Annotated in this window: 9 protein-coding genes and 2 tRNA genes; 5 read left to right on the plus strand and 6 right to left on the minus strand. The window is 36.7% G+C overall.

Annotated features, from left to right (window positions below; all coding sequences use genetic code 11):
• Positions 1–9: 9 nt before the first annotated feature.
• Positions 10–1,251: an NRAMP family divalent metal transporter gene (locus tag PR767_RS09340; protein ID WP_004912166.1), complete on the minus strand. Its 1,242-nt coding sequence runs from the start codon at positions 1,249–1,251 to the stop codon at positions 10–12.
• Positions 1,252–1,659: 408 nt separating this feature from the next.
• Here PR767_RS09340 and PR767_RS09345 point away from each other — a divergent pair, with 408 nt between their 5' ends.
• On the plus strand, positions 1,660–2,322 hold the full coding sequence (locus PR767_RS09345) for a GntR family transcriptional regulator (RefSeq protein ID WP_196718739.1): 663 nt from the start codon (positions 1,660–1,662) through the stop codon (positions 2,320–2,322).
• A 565-nt stretch (positions 2,323–2,887) separates the two neighbouring features.
• Positions 2,888–4,195, plus strand: coding sequence for a glutamate/aspartate:proton symporter GltP (gene gltP / locus PR767_RS09350; protein ID WP_109911568.1), 1,308 nt, complete (start codon positions 2,888–2,890; stop codon positions 4,193–4,195).
• 534 nt (positions 4,196–4,729) lie between these two features.
• Here gltP and lpxL read toward each other — a convergent pair.
• From lpxL to PR767_RS09365, 3 genes are all read right to left on the minus strand, one after another.
• Positions 4,730–5,653, minus strand: coding sequence for an LpxL/LpxP family Kdo(2)-lipid IV(A) lauroyl/palmitoleoyl acyltransferase (lpxL, locus tag PR767_RS09355; protein WP_109911567.1), 924 nt, complete (start codon positions 5,651–5,653; stop codon positions 4,730–4,732).
• Between the two features lie 734 nt (positions 5,654–6,387).
• Positions 6,388–6,463, minus strand: a tRNA-Thr gene (locus PR767_RS09360).
• A 5-nt stretch (positions 6,464–6,468) separates the two neighbouring features.
• Positions 6,469–6,556 (minus strand) — tRNA-Ser (locus PR767_RS09365).
• A gap of 213 nt (positions 6,557–6,769) precedes the next feature.
• Between PR767_RS09365 and rcsD the strand changes: the two genes are divergently transcribed.
• On the plus strand, positions 6,770–9,469 hold the full coding sequence (rcsD, locus tag PR767_RS09370; RefSeq protein ID WP_272520211.1) for a phosphotransferase RcsD: 2,700 nt from the start codon (positions 6,770–6,772) through the stop codon (positions 9,467–9,469).
• A gap of 1 nt (position 9,470) precedes the next feature.
• A complete protein-coding gene (gene rcsB, locus PR767_RS09375; protein WP_004259923.1) occupies positions 9,471–10,121 on the plus strand; it encodes a response regulator transcription factor RcsB in 651 nt (216 codons plus the stop codon).
• A 78-nt stretch (positions 10,122–10,199) separates the two neighbouring features.
• Here rcsB and rcsC read toward each other — a convergent pair whose 3' ends face one another.
• Together rcsC and gyrA are read right to left on the minus strand one after the other, a co-directional pair.
• Complete coding sequence (gene rcsC, locus PR767_RS09380) at positions 10,200–12,986, minus strand: two-component system sensor histidine kinase RcsC (RefSeq protein WP_238562683.1); 2,787 nt, start codon at positions 12,984–12,986, stop codon at positions 10,200–10,202.
• A 214-nt stretch (positions 12,987–13,200) separates the two neighbouring features.
• Complete coding sequence (gene gyrA, locus PR767_RS09385; protein ID WP_272520212.1) at positions 13,201–15,816, minus strand: DNA topoisomerase (ATP-hydrolyzing) subunit A; 2,616 nt, start codon at positions 15,814–15,816, stop codon at positions 13,201–13,203.
• Positions 15,817–16,113: 297 nt separating this feature from the next.
• On the opposite strand from gyrA, the gene ubiG reads away from it, so the two are divergent.
• Positions 16,114–16,836 (plus strand): bifunctional 2-polyprenyl-6-hydroxyphenol methylase/3-demethylubiquinol 3-O-methyltransferase UbiG, encoded by a 723-nt coding sequence (ubiG, locus tag PR767_RS09390; RefSeq protein WP_004912192.1) that lies wholly within the window; start codon positions 16,114–16,116, stop codon positions 16,834–16,836.
• Positions 16,837–17,141 lie beyond the last annotated feature (305 nt).

A 17,141-nucleotide genomic window follows, 5' to 3' on the forward strand; every position in this document is an offset into this window, starting at 1 on the left:
CTCCTTGAGTTATTTCAGATAATTAAAGATTGCACCGACAGACATTGCGCCCATATACCAAGTGAGTGCACACGTCACAACACCAGACCATAATAGCCAACGTGGATAATGGTAACCTGACATTAAATCTGAGCGTTTCCAGCCGATATAAACAAATAAAGTTAAACCAATAGGTAAAATTAGCCCATTGAAACCACCGGCAAAAACCAATAATGCCGCAGGGGCTGTTCCCATAAATAAATAGACAATCAGAGAAACTGCAATAAATATGATAGTTGCGACATTACGTTGCCTTTCTGTGATAGAAGACTTAAATGCCGTTAAGAAGCTCATTGAGGTATACGCTGCACCAATCACACTGGTAAGTGCTGCAGCCCATAGAATTAAACCGAAGATACGTAAACCAAAATTACCCGCAGCTGCCTGAAATGCTTGCGATGCTGGGTTAGCCGCATGTCCAGAAATATCAATAGTCACACCACTTGCAACTACACCTAAGATAGCCAAAAATAAAATGTAACGCATCAACCCAACAACTAAGATACCTTTTGTCGCAGCGCTAGAAACAACTTTAATGTTTTCAATACCTACTGCGCCTTTATCCAATAAGCGATGAGCGCCTGCATAACAGATATACCCCCCAACAGTGCCCCCAACAATGGTGGTTATCATGGCAAAATCAACCGTGTCCGGTAGTACGCTTTGGCGTAATGCCTCACCAACAGGCGGATTTGATGCAATAGCGACAAATAATGTTAAGCCAATCATCACTACACCTAATCCAATAATTAACCTATCAATAAATGTGCTGGCCTTACGGGAGGAAAAAATATAAATGGCTAATAGTGCGCTAATCAAACCACCCCATTTCGGGTCTAAGCCAACTAAGGCATTAAGCCCTAACCCTGCACCTGCAATATTGCCAATATTAAAAATTAGCCCGCCAAAAATAACTAATATAGCAAGTAAATAACCACTCCCAGGAATTGTGGCATTCGCAATTTCGGATGAGTGCATTTTAGTCAGGGTAACAACTCGCCATATGTTCTGCTGAACAATGAAGTCAATCACAATAGACGCTAATATCCCGAAGGCAAAAGCGGCTCCTAATGTCACGGTAAAAGTAGCCGTTTGTGTGATAAACCCAGGCCCAATGGCAGACGTTGCCATTAAAAAAATTGCGCTTATCAGTGATGAACGGCGGCTTTTCACATATTCAGCCGTAGTTGGTGCACTTTCTTGAGCGGCCATGTGCATACTCCTCTAATAGTTATTGTTTTAATTATTGATGTAGTTGTTGATGTCACAATCACTAAGGCAATTATCGTGCCATTGTTCTACTTGTTACCTATATTGTTAATTCATTTTTAATGAATTGTTGAACAATTAGTATTAAATGATGAATAAACAATCAATAAAAATCGTAATTGCTCGTTTAAAAATCAAGACGAGATCACTTTTTTAACAATTTTCACTGCACATGCATATTGCTTATCGACTAGTTCGCACCAAGTTGGTGCGATAAATTTATAATTTCACTATTTTTGTGCAAATACATGAAATGGGATGATGAGTAAAAAAGAAAGGAAACTTGCTGCCATAACTTGAATATGTGAATATAACGAATTATTACCCCTGAGACTAAAATTAGCCTTTATTATGAAAAAACAATCTGTTGCACAAACTTTATCTGTCACTATTGCAGAAGTTATACGTTATAAGATAACAGTTGGGGAGATCACGCCGGGTCAGCGCTTATCTGAAGCAACATTAAGTGAAGAACTCGATATCTCTCGCAACACATTGCGAGAAGTATTTCGCGTACTTACGCAGGAAGGTTTGTTAACTTATGCTCCAAATAAGGGTGTATTTGTCTCAGTCCCTGATATGGCCGCCATTATCGATATCTACCAAGTTCGCCGGCTTATTGAGTGTGATGCGTTAACTCATGCATATGCCTTGCATCCATCAGTTCATAAAATGAAAGAGGCTGTTCAAAAAGCTCGTGAACATGAAAAGACCGAGAACTGGGTCGGTGTAGGTACTGCAAATATGAAATTTCATACTGCCATTGTCGAGTTATCCGACAGCGAACGTTTAATTAAATTATACCGTAATGTGTCAGCTGAATTACGACTGGCCTTTGGTCACCTCAATGACCCTAAAATTTTGTATGCTCCCTATATTGATAAAAACCACTCTATTCTTAACTTATTAGATTCTGGCCAAAATTTAGATGCGGCTAATATGTTACGTAATTACTTAGACCTTTCTGAACGCACATTACTCGCTGCACTTAAACGGAAACAATCTGCTCTTTGAATTATTTAAAGTTTAATTTGTCTATTATTAAATTTCTTTATTCTTCACTAATTTCATTACATAAATTTTAGTGATAAATCATTTATCGCAATAACTTTTATATTTTAATAATGCTTCATTATCTAGCCATAATTTTATTAGATTAAATTCTATTTTTTGTTAACTAATTAAATAGAATGATTTAAACATAAAATCACATTCAGAAACCTTTCCAATGAAAATAATACTTTTAGTGGCTATTTTTCACTCTATTTAGTTTTATCGGCGAAAAACAAGCACTACAACAAACCATTTCATTAACAAATTTAAAACATTTACTCCATTTACTTTGAATATTAATTTACCTTCAAAACTCACCTAAAATTCACATTCATATATAATATTTAACATAAAACATTATTATTATAATATAATTTAACAAAACAAACAAATTGATATAAATTACACATTGGAATTACTCAAATTTATCGAGTTAATAGTTGTAGTTTTCTCGAATATTCGATATAAAATTTATGATAATAAAAAGACATACATAAGAATTATTAATATAAAATGAGATTTCATTATGACATTAAACCAAGTGACTAAAAAAAAACCGTTTAAATTTGGCCTAGGATGGCAAATATTGGTTGCTCTTATTTTGGGCGTTATTGCTGGTGCGCTTTTACATGATAATACAGAGTACAAAGATTGGTTGATTTTAAATATTCTATCCCCGGCTGGTAAAATATTTATTCAGTTAATCAAGATGATTGTTGTTCCTATTGTAATATCAACCCTAATTGTTGGAATAGCAGGCGTTGGTAATACCAAGCAACTAGGCTCTCTCGGTTTTAAAACTATTCTTTATTTTGAAATTATTACTACAATTGCCATTATCGTCGGTATCTCTTTTGCCAATATATTCCAACCAGGTGTTGGTATTGACATGTCGCAATTAACTCAAGTCGATATTTCACAATATGAAAAAACTACCCAAGAAGTTGAAAGCCACCCTTCCGGGATCATTAATACGATCCTCACTTTAGTTCCAAGTAATATTTTTGCAGCGATGGCGAGTGGTGATATGCTCCCCGTCATCTTTTTTGCTGTATTATTTGGCTTAGGGCTTTCTTCTTTACCATTAGAGAAAAAACAACCATTACTCAATGTATTACAGACTTTCTCTGAAACAATGTTCCGCGTAACAAATATGATTATGATGTATGCTCCAATCGGGGTTTTCGCATTAATATCCGTTACCGTTGCTAACTTTGGTTTCTCATCATTAGTTCCTTTATTGAAACTGGTTATACTCGTCCACTGTGCAATTATATTTTTTGCGGTTGTTGTATTAGGATTAGTTGCCCGTTATTGTCGAATTAATATTTTCACTTTGATGAAAATATTAAAAGATGAATTGTTACTCGCTTATTCGACGGCCAGCTCTGAAACCGTACTTCCTCGTATTATGGATAAAATGGAAAAATACGGAGCGCCTAAGTCTGTAACAAGCTTTGTTATTCCAATTGGTTATTCATTTAACTTAGATGGCTCGACACTATACCAAAGTATTGCCGCTATTTTTATAGCCCAACTTTATGGTATAGAACTCTCCATTGGGCAAGAACTTATCTTAGTATTTACTCTTATGATCACTTCTAAAGGTATTGCTGGTGTCCCAGGTGTTTCATTTGTTGTTCTTCTTGCCACGCTAGGAAGTGTAGGGATTCCATTAGAAGGGTTAGCATTCATCGCAGGTGTTGACAGAATTCTAGATATGGCACGTACGGCACTTAATGTGGTAGGTAATGCCCTAGCCGCTCTGGTTATTGCCAAATGGGAACATAATTATGACGATAAAAAAGCTCGAGAATATGAAAATAGTTTTTAGTTTATTCTAAAGTAACTCTATAATAGAATTGCCTTCGATTAATATCGTTATTGAAGGTAGTTCTATTTTTACGCAATAAATGATCAGTTATTTGTTAAATATTTTTAAATTAGATATTTTTACTTATTAAGCGCAATATATTTCACATTTTTGTAATATTTTATATACAAACTGGTATTTTATAATTAGCGTTACTACACAGAATAAAACTTTTTAATTAACTACTCTTTTTGTTAGCCAAAGCAGGAAACAATGAATCAAATAAGAAGATTTCTTTTGTTTTTAAAGGTACTCCAACACCTAATGGTAATTTTTATATTTTCATTATCATACTTTATGCTACACAGCTGGTTCTAACAAAAAAATCCGTACTAAACAAGACTATAACTTATGATTAAAACGAGATAAAAGGTTTATTTATCTCGTTTTATATTATGAGTCTAAAAAAACTATAATACAAAAAGGGTTATCAGTAAAAAGCCAACTAATTCCTTTTAATCACGATTGCCTTTACTGCTATAGATAAATATAAAGCTAACTATAAAGTGACACTTCCCCTTCCGGCCTAGTTTTAAACCGTCGATGAGCCCAAAGATATTGTTCTGGCGCTTTCATAATTTCCATCTCTAAAACCGAGTTAATTGCTGTTGCATCCTGTAATGCATTACAACTTGGGTACTTAGGTATTTCTTTTCCCAGTATCAAATCATAATTAGCACCACTCTTATTTCTCAATAATGTTACTGTGAGTGTTGGTGATTTAGATAATTGAGCAAGTATTGATGTTCCCTTTGAGGTGGAACTATTTTTAACAGAAAAAAATGGCGCAAATATCGTCCCTTTTCGTCCAAAATCTTGGTCGGGTGCAAACCATATGGACTTACCATTTTTTAACTCTTGAACCATAAATTTCAAATTTTTACGGTCAATCATTCCTTTACCTGAACGGCACCGTCCCTTTGTTTGAATATATTCCATCGCTTTATTATTATGCGGCCGATACATTGCATTAACAGGGAAACAAAGGCCCATAATCCGACCACCTAACTCAAGTGACATAAAATGAACCCCAACAATTATTACACCTTTGTTTTTCGCAATCGCATCTAAATAATTAGACATTCCTTTTACTTGAAAGAGTTTTTTAACTCTTTTATCGCTCCAAAACCAGGCAATTCCAGTTTCAAATAATGCGATCCCCAAAGATTTTAGGTTATCATTTACCAGAATATCTATTTCATTTTTATTTTTGTCCGGAAAACACAACTCTAAGTTTCGTTTAATTATTGATACTCTTCTTTTAATAAAATACCGCGAATTGATACCTAAAAAAGCACCTAACGATATCTGCCATTTATAAGGTAATTGAACCAATAAAAATAAGATAAAAACCCCCATCCATGTTACTAAGTACTTCGGATGGACCAATTTCAGTGAAAATGGGTTTTTGGCGTACATTATATCTCCCAATACTTCGCCTTTGCAGAATGCACGCTATTTTAGACAATATTTAGTCTTTTAAATTCAACATGATTACTACAACAAAATGGGTTTTCACCCACAACTAGCTGAATATCCTTAAAATTCATCTTCTACTTAAGTAGATAACGGTCGGATAACCTTTTCAAAACTATTAAGCAATATTTGATTTTTAGTATGCCAATTAATCAGCAGCTCTGCCGGATTCCTTTTTCCTCTTCAGAACGATACGCCGATTAAACTAAAAACGTAATCACTTAAACAGTAGTGAACTGACAAAATTATCACATATATGGGTTAATTAATCTCATTATTAATATGCATTTTTGTCATTTTACGGATTATTTTGCTTATATTTGTCAATTTAGTCGCTATTTTTAGCAACTTGATGCCATCAACCATAGACTACTATGAGAAAAAATAAGATCAGTAAATTCGCCTAAGATTGTAGCCACTTATAGAGTGGATAGCTCCTCCTATTATAGGAATACCCTAACCACCCTTCACTATTCTCATCACCAGTTCTGTCGTTAACCCGAATATCCATCTGAGATTTTAATTTCATCTCAGCCATATCTACTCTCTCATTGTTTTAAAATCATTTGAGTGGTGATGTTCTTGATGTACTTATCAGCAACTAGAAGGGGTAAAATGACATGAATTACAAACAAGAAAAAACCCGTTATCTGGTTGAGAGATAACGGGTTCTTATTTGGTGCCGGCTACCGGAGTCGAACTGGTGACCTACTGATTACAAGTCAGTTGCTCTACCAACTGAGCTAAGCCGGCGAATATGGCGGAGAGATAGAGATTCGAACTCTAGGATGGTTTCCCATCGGCGGTTTTCAAGACCGCTGCCTTCGACCGCTCGGCCATCTCTCCATGGGGCGCGATTATGGAGGAATCCCTGCAACTTGTCTACCCCTGAAAGTAAAAAAATTGATTTTTTTACTCCGTTTGGCTAATCTTCACTCAATCACTCTCTCTTTCCCAAGAAAAATGGTAGTATCTGTGCAAAATCGGTGTCTATCCTTTCTCTAGGCGTATGATTTTTAATCTAATAATATTTTAGCCGACGGGACGACTTGCTACAGTATGTACAAACAATCATTATTAAAGCCAAACACTCTTTTTCGTATTTTCGCAGCATTTATTCTGTTGCTAATAGTAATGCTTTTTTTATCGCTATTTAACTACTATCAAGCATTAGTTCAAAGCCGTCAGACTAGTTTGAACAGTATGGCGAGTCGGTTAGCCTATCAAATCGAAGATTATCGTTATCAAGCGAGCCATATCTACAAAATTGCCAATGAAAAGACATCAGTACCTCCCGCCGATAATCTCACTGTGACAGGAATGCGCCATGATATTTTTTGGTTAAGTAGCGCCAACCAATCAATCGATGCCATTGTATTTGGTAATAATAAGCAAAGTAGTAATGTTTTAGCCTCTAAGCTTGCAAATTATATGGAGATTGTCTGGGGTGCCCGTAATGAATATAACTCGATGTATTATCTCAATGGTTTAGACAATACACTAGTCTTAGTAACCACCCATTCAATTCTTAAACCTGAGCTACGATTTAAAGAAAGTTATCTCACCTTAACGGCAGAAGAAAAGCGCGCTGATATGTTGACACAATCAACATTGTTAGATCGACGGGAAATAATTTCAAATATTCAAAAATACTCCCCTGATGACCTTTATTACTATACTTATCGGCTGATGTTTAATTCTCCAGGGCAGTTAACGAGTGTCATATCTTTTGATATTTCGATCAATTCACTGATCCCCCCAAATTTAAATGGGGATTTTTTTACGATAAATACACGCCCTGCAAGCACAGGAAGCAATGAGTCTCATACAACTTGGGTTGGAACTAACCTCATCTTCTCCCACCCTATTGACGGTACCAGTTATCAACTTTATTACCATATTTCATTAAAAAGCATTATTTTTAATGTCATTAGCTATAACTTATGGCTAATGACTGGCATGCTTATCATGATCTTTTTTGCTTTGCTGATTATGCTCTTTATCCGTAAACGCCTGATTTCTCCCAATACAAATATGCTGCAAGAACTGAATTTTAATGAAGCACTGACTAGCGATATTATCAGTCATATTTCGTACGGCATTTTAGTTTACGACTTTAACACTAACAAAAAAATTCTGAGCAATGATATTGCTAATCAACTATTACCTTCCATGGATCTGGTTCACATTAAAGAAATGGCCATGGAAAATCATGATGTTATTCAAGTTTCTATCGAAAATATTGTCTATGAAGTTGTTCTTGTCGATAACATATCAAAATCCAATACAGTTCTCTTCATTATTACGGATAAAGATAAAGAAGCATTAACCCAAAAACGCCAAGAATTAGCGAATCGCGAATACAAAAAAAATATTCATATGCGTAAAGCTGTATTTGAGAATATGTGTAGTGAAATATTGCCTTCACTAATTAAAGTTGATAATCAATTAACCAAACTATCCGAAATTGCCAATATAAATAATCGTGCATTTATTTTAGAAATTGAAAATCAGCTTTTTCATATTAATCGCTGGTTTAAAAATATTAACTTATTAAATCAACTTGAGTCTCAAACTGACCCCGTAAAAACAGAGAACGTTTCTATCAGTAACCTTGTGAGTCAATTTTTAAAACAAAACTTATCGCAGTGTAATAACAAAGGGTTAGCGCTTTATTTTCATAATAATCTCAATCCAGATTCGCTTATCGTGGCTAATCTGGATTATTTAAAGCAATTAATACAGCTAATTTGGGATTATTCTATTGCAACAACCTCTTTTGGAAAAATTTCATTCACGTTATCTTATAATGCTAGTAAAAATATCATCTTACTGAATATTAGAGACAGTGGGACTGGCGTAAGTAATCAAGAACTGAGTAATTTGCAAAGTCCTTTTACTGGACAGATTTTAAATTCCTCTAACTTTACACGTTCAGGTATAACATTTTATTTATGCAAACTACTGGTAAAAAAAATGAATGGTGCTTTTTCTATTCGTTCTAGTGATGCAATCGGCACTCATTATGAAATTACGCTACCTGCAGCTAAAGAGTTACTAGTTAAAGACTACCCGGCTTTATTGGAAGATGTTTGTATACGCTTAAACATACATAATGCAGATATTTCACGGATTGTTAGGAATATATTAACTAATTATGGAGCAGAATATTTGGACTTAAGTGAGAGTTCCCCTCATACCAACTGGGATCTCTTGATAATTGATAATAATGAGGAATATTTTGAAAATATTGTTAAAGTAAATGGTACTCTTTCAGGAATAAACCAATTACAACCTCATTACATCGAAGCTAACTATAATTTTGCTGATGAATTAATTGATGCCATCTCATTACTGATCGAAAACACGGATCATGAACATGAGCATTCTAATAATCTGATTTTTCACAATGTTGATGACCAAACGGTTTCACGAACCTCGAATGAATCAATAGAAGATGCAATTGCAAGTTATCAATTAATACTAGCAAATAGTGGATATCGAGATTTGTTTATCACAACAGTACCGATAGATATTAATAAACTGTATAATAGTGAAAGTGTTGAGGATTTGACCGAATTGAAAAACACTGCACATCGTTTAAAAGGAGTTTTTGCTATACTCGAATTTACTTTTCTTCATAAGCTTTGTGAAGATTTGGAGCGTTACATAGCAGATGAAAACGGATTGGAAATAAAAAATTGCATTAGCATGCTGGATAATTCAGTCAAAAAACTAATGCCAGAAGGTAACCAATAATATGAATAACCTAAATGTCATTGTTGCCGATGATCACCCTATCGTTCTTTTCGGCATCAGAAAATCACTTGAACAAATTGAATGGGTGAATATCGTAGGGGAATTTGAGGACTCAACCTCTTTGATTAATAACTTAGCACGCTTAAATGCAGACGTGCTAGTTACTGATTTATCAATGCCAGGTGATAAATATGGCGATGGTATTACTTTAATCAAATACATCAAACGGCATTATCCTGATCTATCAATCATTGTTCTCACAATGAACAATAACCCAGCCATTCTTAGCGCAATATTAGAGCTGGATATTGAAGGGATTGTGTTAAAACAAGGCGCACCAGCTGATTTACCTAAAGCTTTAGCCGCTTTACAGAAAGGCAAAAAATTCACGCCAGAAAGTGTGAGTAAGCTACTGGAAAAAGTCAATGCAAGTGGCTACGGCGATAAACGCTTATCACCAAAAGAAAGTGAAGTACTACGTTTATTTGCTGAAGGCTTTTTAGTCACTGAAATTGCGAAAAAACTTAACCGTAGCATAAAAACGATCAGTAGCCAGAAAAAATCAGCCATGCTGAAATTAGGCGTTGAAAATGATATTGCGCTGCTAAATTACCTTTCTTCTGTAAGTATTGATAACTCGCCTTCAGAGTGAGTTTCATTTCAATGATAAGACTACACCAATAAAAACCCAGTTATGGGTTTTTATTTTTGCATTCATCTTTAAGTATATTTAACAGTAGCGCGTCAGGGTCTCTCGTAAAATTGCAATTGTTGTTGGTTTTGACAAACAATCATTCATTCCTGCATTAATACAGCGTTGCTTTTCTTCTGCCATTGCATTAGCAGTTAATGCGATAACGGGTAAGCTAAACTCTAAGCGCCGCAGTTCTTTTGCCAGCTGATAACCATCCATATTTGGCATATTTACATCCGTTAAAACAATATCAACGTGATGATTATTTAGATATTTTAGTGCATCTAATCCATCTATTGCAGTGCCTGTAGTAAAACCGATAGACGCTAATTGTTCACTCAATAATGCTCGGTTAATTGGGTGGTCATCGACAATTAACACATGGTATTCACCAAACGAATTATCAGCAACCAATGGTTGATTTGCTATATTATTTTTCTGCGATTGCTCAATCGTTTTCATGATGACTTTATCAATTAAAACAGGCAACTTATCTAATTGATATGTATTATAAATCCATTGGTGTGATTTTATTTCGTGAAGTTCACCGGCATAAAAACTTGATAACTGGATATGATCTTCACAGGTTATACCTCCGGTATACTCATAATCGGTTATTAGCAGGTCATAATTTTGTGTTTTATCAATCGAGTGATGACCCACAACCGTAAATTGCTCATGACTTAACAAGCGTAAAAGAAAATTCATTAAAAATTCATTTCGGCACGAGATAGCAATACGATAATGTGCACGATATTCTGGAATGTTTTTCTTAATATATTCTTGACCATATAAAGGAATACGAATAGTAAATGAGCTACCAAGCCCAATTTGGGAATTGACCTCAATATCACCATCCATGAGGTTAATCAGTTTTTCACAAATCGCTAATCCTAACCCTGTTCCTTTATGACCGATATTATTTTGGTCATGAACTTGAAAAAATGGGTCAAACAACTGCATGACCACTGCATGGGTCATTCCAATTCCTGAATCACGTATTTCAATCTTTAAATAATTCTCATCTTTCCAAACATACAGCAATACAAAGCCTGATTCTGTAAATTTAATACTGTTATTAACAATATTAGAAACCACTTGTTGTAAACGCACAGAATCGTTCAAAATGAGATCAGGAATGTTAGGTTCAATATAAGAATATAATGATATTTTTTTCTTAGACACTAATGGCAAGTAGTTCGCTAATACGAACTCAAAAACTTCACGACAATTAAACAGTTTGCTTTCTATTTTCAACTGCTTAGATTCAATTTTTGAAAAGTCCAAAATATCACTAATAATCTGTAATAAAAGCGACGATGAGTTATCCATAGTGGAAACCAAACGTGTCGCTTTCTCAGATAACTCATAACGTTGTAGCAATTCTATGTTACCAATAATGCCATATAACGGTGTTCTTAATTCATGGCTTACTGTCGCTAAGAACATCGACTTAGCATGGTTCGCTTGTTCCGCTGCATCGGCTACATCTTGCAACGATTTTTCCATTTGAACACGAATACTGATGTCCACTAATACACAAATAGCGACATCTTCATTCTGATAACGAGAGTTTACAAAGCTAATTTGTAAATGTGTGCCATTGGTTGTCACCACATCAATATAATTGCTCGTTTTTTGGCGAATGATTGTTAATATTCGCTGTTTATCATCTTCATTTAATAGCCGGAAATAGTCATGAGCTAATTCATTACTAAGGATATTACCTCCATCGGTTAATCTTAAAATGATGATACCGACAGGTGCTGATGCCACTATTTTGTGATTGAATTGTTCATGCTCTTCAAGCCGTATCGCGGTGTTCTCTGCAGGTTCTAGCATTTTCCTTTCAAGTAACCAAATTAAAAAGAAAATTAGCCCACCCGTAAAAATATTAAGGACAATACCGTAAAAAATAGTATTTTCTAAACTAGTTAATATTTCAGACGTCGCAATGGAGAAAATGACCGTAATTTGAGAGGGCAGTAAGCGTTTTTTGAAGATTAATTTTGAATAATCTGAGTTAAAACCAAAGAATGAAGGCTCTGAAATATTGAGTAACGCTGAGCTCTTAGGGTTGATATCGATAGGAGAATATAAAACAGGCTGGTTATAGTCGTTAATTATTAGTATTTCGATAGCTTTATTTCGGCGTATATTGAATTGATTCAAGTTAATTGAACGTTCTAACCCAATAAACGCAGGCAGCATGTTATCGTGCTTGATTGCCTGAATTAAGTAAACTTGCCCATAATCTGGCTGTGCACCATGCATAATTGTAAATAAATTGCGCTCTTTTCCTTGTAACCTCAAGCCTTGGTAAGTCCGCACACTTTCATAGCTGACTTTTTTGAGTATTTCGATATCAGATATTGTTGAGCGGATCGGATAATCCACCATACAATAACTTCTTGAACCAACTAAAAAGACATGGTTTAAAGCTTGAGGTGCAGCAATACTCTCTTTCCAAAAGTAATTCAGTTGTTCAAAAGCCTGCAAGTAATTCTCTGCTCTATCCCTAAAATAATCACAATCCGTATTCGGCGTTAATTTATAGAAAGAGTAATTAGATGCGTTCGGTAATTCGAGAAATTTACTTGGAAGATTCTTTACTTCTGTCGATTCTTGTAGCTTTACTCGATATAGCTCAGTCATTGACTGGATAGAATTAAGTGTCGCTCCGGTTTGTTGGATATAGGCTTGCAGGTTTTCATAACCCGAATAGAACTGTTGACGAATGTCCGATTTGTATTCATTAAATTGCGAATAAAGGAAGAATAAAGTAATAAAAACGCCCATACCCCACAACATCAAGCCGAGGATACGAAATAAATCCCGAGAAAGTCTAAGTGATGTTTTAAACGAGGGTAAATATCTCAAGCGCTTTCCTGTATATTCGATACTATGACCGCTAATTATACTCGATTACATGATAAAAAAGCGACTAACATGAAAAGTATTAAAATTAAGACATTAAGGTTAGAAACTAAAACGGGCAGCTAATTACGCTACCCGTTCATTAAATTAAACGCGATGATTACTCTTGATCGTCGATATTTGCATCATCAACACCATTTTCTTCAGTGTTTTCATTTGCAATCTCATCATCATTGTTTTCATCGTCATCTGTTTCAGCAACGCGCTGCAAACCAACAACTTTTTCATCTTCAGCGGTTCTAATCAAGGTAACACCTTGAGTATTACGCCCAACGACGCTCACTTCAGACACCCGTGTACGAACTAATGTGCCGGCATCCGTGATCATCATGATTTGGTCTGTTTCATCAACCTGAATCGCGCCAACTACATTCCCGTTTCGCTCACTCACTTTAATGGAGATAACCCCTTGAGTTGCACGAGATTTAGTTGGGTATTCAGCTTCTTCAGTACGTTTACCGTAACCATTTTCTGTCACAGTTAAGATATGCCCTTCTCCACGTGGAATAATCAAAGAAACGACTTTGTCGTTATCCATTAATTTAATACCACGTACACCTGTTGCGGTACGTCCCATAGGACGAACGGCATCTTCAGCGAAGCGCACAACTTTACCCTGAGCTGAAAACAGCATGACTTCGTTTGAACCATCTGTTAAATCAACACCAATCAGTTCATCACCGTCATTCAAGTTCACCGCAATAATACCGGCACTTCTTGGGCGACTAAACTCTTGTAAAGGCGTTTTCTTCACAGTACCACTCGCCGTTGCCATGAAGACGTTGTAACCCTCTTCATATTCACGTACAGGTAAGATGGCCGTAATACGCTCATCTTGTTCTAGTGGTAATAAGTTAACAATTGGGCGACCACGAGCGCCACGGCTCGCTTCTGGTAATTGGTAAACTTTCATCCAATATAACCGACCACGGCTTGAGAAACACAAGATGGTGTCATGTGTATTGGCGACCAATAATCGTTCAATGAAGTCTTCGTCTTTAGTTCTTGCCGCAGACTTACCTTTACCACCACGGCGCTGTGCTTCGTAATCAGACAGAGGCTGATATTTCACATAACCTTGATGAGATAATGTCACCACTACATCTTCTTGGTTGATCAAATCTTCAATATTGATGTCTGCGGTATTTTCTGTAATTTCTGTACGACGAGGGTCGTTGTAAGTATCACGAATAATTTCTAACTCTTCGCGAATCACTTCCATCAAACGTTCAGGGCTGCGTAAAATAAACAGTAAAGCTTCAATTTGCACTAGAAGTTCACGGTACTCTTCCAGTAATTTTTCGTGCTCAAGGCCCGTTAATTTTTGGAGGCGTAAGTCCAAAATAGCTTGGGCTTGTTGTTCAGTCAGGAAATATTGCCCTTCATGCACACCAAACTGAGGCTCTAACCACTCAGGACGAGCGGCGTCATCACCCGCGCGTTCTAGCATCGCAGCAACATTACCCAGATCCCAAGAGCGTGCAATTAGCCCTGCTTTTGCTTCGGCAGGCGTTGGTGCTTTACGGATCAGTTCAATAATTGGGTCAATATTAGCCAAGGCGATTGCTAATGCTTCAAGGATATGAGCACGGTCACGCGCTTTGCGTAATTCAAAAATCGTACGACGAGTGACAACTTCACGACGGTGACGCACAAAAGCAGCAATGATATCTTTTAAATTCAGTATTTTGGGTTGCCCTTGATGTAGAGCTACCATATTGATACCAAAAGAAACTTGCAATTGGGTCAATGAATATAAGTTGTTTAGTACAACTTCACCCACCGCATCGCGTTTAACTTCAATAACAATGCGCATACCGTCTTTATCCGACTCGTCACGCAGTGCACTGATACCTTCAACGCGTTTGTCTTTAACTAATTCTGCAATTTTTTCAATCAAGCGAGCTTTATTCACTTGATAAGGGATTTCGCTGACAATAATGGTTTCACGACCATTTTTCTCATCGACTTCCACTTCAGCGCTTGCACGGATATAGACCTTGCCACGCCCTGTACGATATGCATCAATAATCCCACGACGGCCGTTGATAATCGCCGCTGTAGGGAAGTCAGGCCCTGGAATGTGCTCCATTAAGCCTTCAATACTGATGTCTTCATCTTCTATATAGGCAAGACAACCGCTAATCACTTCCCCTAAATTGTGAGGTGGAATATTGGTTGCCATCCCAACAGCAATACCTGACGACCCATTAACCAAAAGGTTGGGGATTTTCGTCGGCATAACTTCAGGAATTTGCTCTGTTCCATCATAGTTTGGAACGAAATCAACGGTTTCTTTTTCAAGGTCAGCCAGTAGCTCATGGGCAATTTTCGCCATACGGATTTCCGTATAACGCATTGCCGCTGCGGAGTCTCCGTCAACTGAACCGAAGTTTCCCTGACCATCAACCAGCATGTAACGCATTGAGAAAGGCTGTGCTAGACGAACGATTGTCTCGTAAACAGCGCTATCACCATGTGGATGGTATTTACCGATGACGTCCCCAACAATACGGGCAGATTTTTTATAGGGTTTATTCCAATCATTTCCCAATACATTCATCGCAAACAGTACTCTGCGGTGTACTGGCTTCAGTCCATCTCGAACATCTGGAAGTGCACGGCCGACAATAACGGACATTGCATAATCCAAATACGAACTTTTAAGCTCTTCTTCGATATTAACTGGTGTGATTTCTCTGGCAATCTCGCTCATGGAACCACTGTCCCTCATAACTTCGGATTCAAAGAGTAGAACTATACCACAATTCGCCAATTTAATAAAAATAAGAGACGGGTATTTGTCTTCCAAGCTATGTATAATAGCGGAAAATTAAGTTTATGTGTCCGAAACTTGAGGGTTTATCAATTAATAACTGCAATAATTGCATTGTTGTTTATATTTTAGCCATCAATTCTTATCGGACCGCTATCTCCCCCTACTGAACATAGTTTAAATATAATTATCGTTAATAGGCTTTAGGGAATAGGTTAAAAATAGGAGCTTCTTTGTATGAATGACACCCAAACCCCAACGTACCTTAACGTCGATAAGCAAGAGATCGAGAAATTTGAGTCCATCGCTTCGCGTTGGTGGGACTTAGAAGGTGAATTTGCCCCACTACACCGCATCAACCCTTTACGTTTAGGTTATATTATGCAGCGTGTAGACGGTGTTTTCGGTAAAAAAATTCTTGATGTTGGTTGTGGCGGTGGCATTTTATCCGAAAGTATGGCGCGTGAAGGTGCAGAAGTCACCGGCCTTGATATGGGGGCTGAACCCTTAATGGTCGCACGCTTACATTCTCTTGAGTCCGGTATTCCGGTTGAATATGTCCAAGAAACCGTCGAACAGCACGCAGACAAGCACCCTCAAGCCTATGATGTTGTCACATGTATGGAGATGCTTGAACATGTTCCGGACCCTCAGTCTGTCGTTAGAGCTTGCGCTAAATTAGTGAAACCGGGTGGACACGTGATTTTTTCAACCATTAACCGTAACAAAAAAGCATGGTTAATGGCTGTTGTCGCCGCTGAATATATTATGAAAATCGTGCCTAAAGGGACTCATGATGCCAACAAATTTATTCGCCCTTCTGAGTTAATTGGCTGGATTGACGGAACACCACTGAAAGATAAACATATCATAGGGTTACACTTCAACCCATTAACGGATAAATTCTGGCTAGGGCCAAATGTTGATGTAAATTATATGCTGCATACTGTGAGCGAATAGTCATTCAGTCGTGAAAAGAATAAATCACAAGCAGTACGTTTAAGAAAGCAGCAAACGATCGCAGTTTACAAAATTTATTTTAGTCCTCATGTCGGAAGCATTTTTTTTATTAATGCCTTTTACCATGCAGCTTACCGACATGATCTGTTTTCTTATCCAACCAGTTATCCACAAGATCCCTCTAATTTGTTCACTTGATAAAATCACATATTAACATTATCTTGTTATGGTATTCTAAACAAACTACTACATATAGTGGTACAAGCAAACATAACACTACTAGCCTCATGGCATTACACCATGAG

Source organism: Providencia sp. PROV223 (assembly GCF_028479245.1).
GTDB lineage: Bacteria > Pseudomonadota > Gammaproteobacteria > Enterobacterales > Enterobacteriaceae > Providencia > Providencia rettgeri.

What these genes read in the sequence shown, in the direction of transcription:
- rcsB (WP_004259923.1), top strand. Translation starts at nt 9,471, where the DNA reads ATGAATAACCTAAATGTCATTGTTGCCGATGATCACCCTATCGTTCTT.
- lpxL (WP_109911567.1), bottom strand. Translation starts at nt 5,653, where the DNA reads ATGTACGCCAAAAACCCATTTTCACTGAAATTGGTCCATCCGAAGTAC.
- gyrA (WP_272520212.1), bottom strand. Translation starts at nt 15,816, where the DNA reads ATGAGCGAGATTGCCAGAGAAATCACACCAGTTAATATCGAAGAAGAG.
- ubiG (WP_004912192.1), top strand. Translation starts at nt 16,114, where the DNA reads ATGAATGACACCCAAACCCCAACGTACCTTAACGTCGATAAGCAAGAG.
- PR767_RS09345 (WP_196718739.1), top strand. Translation starts at nt 1,660, where the DNA reads ATGAAAAAACAATCTGTTGCACAAACTTTATCTGTCACTATTGCAGAA.
- PR767_RS09340 (WP_004912166.1), bottom strand. Translation starts at nt 1,251, where the DNA reads ATGGCCGCTCAAGAAAGTGCACCAACTACGGCTGAATATGTGAAAAGC.
- gltP (WP_109911568.1), top strand. Translation starts at nt 2,888, where the DNA reads ATGACATTAAACCAAGTGACTAAAAAAAAACCGTTTAAATTTGGCCTA.
- rcsD (WP_272520211.1), top strand. Translation starts at nt 6,770, where the DNA reads ATGTACAAACAATCATTATTAAAGCCAAACACTCTTTTTCGTATTTTC.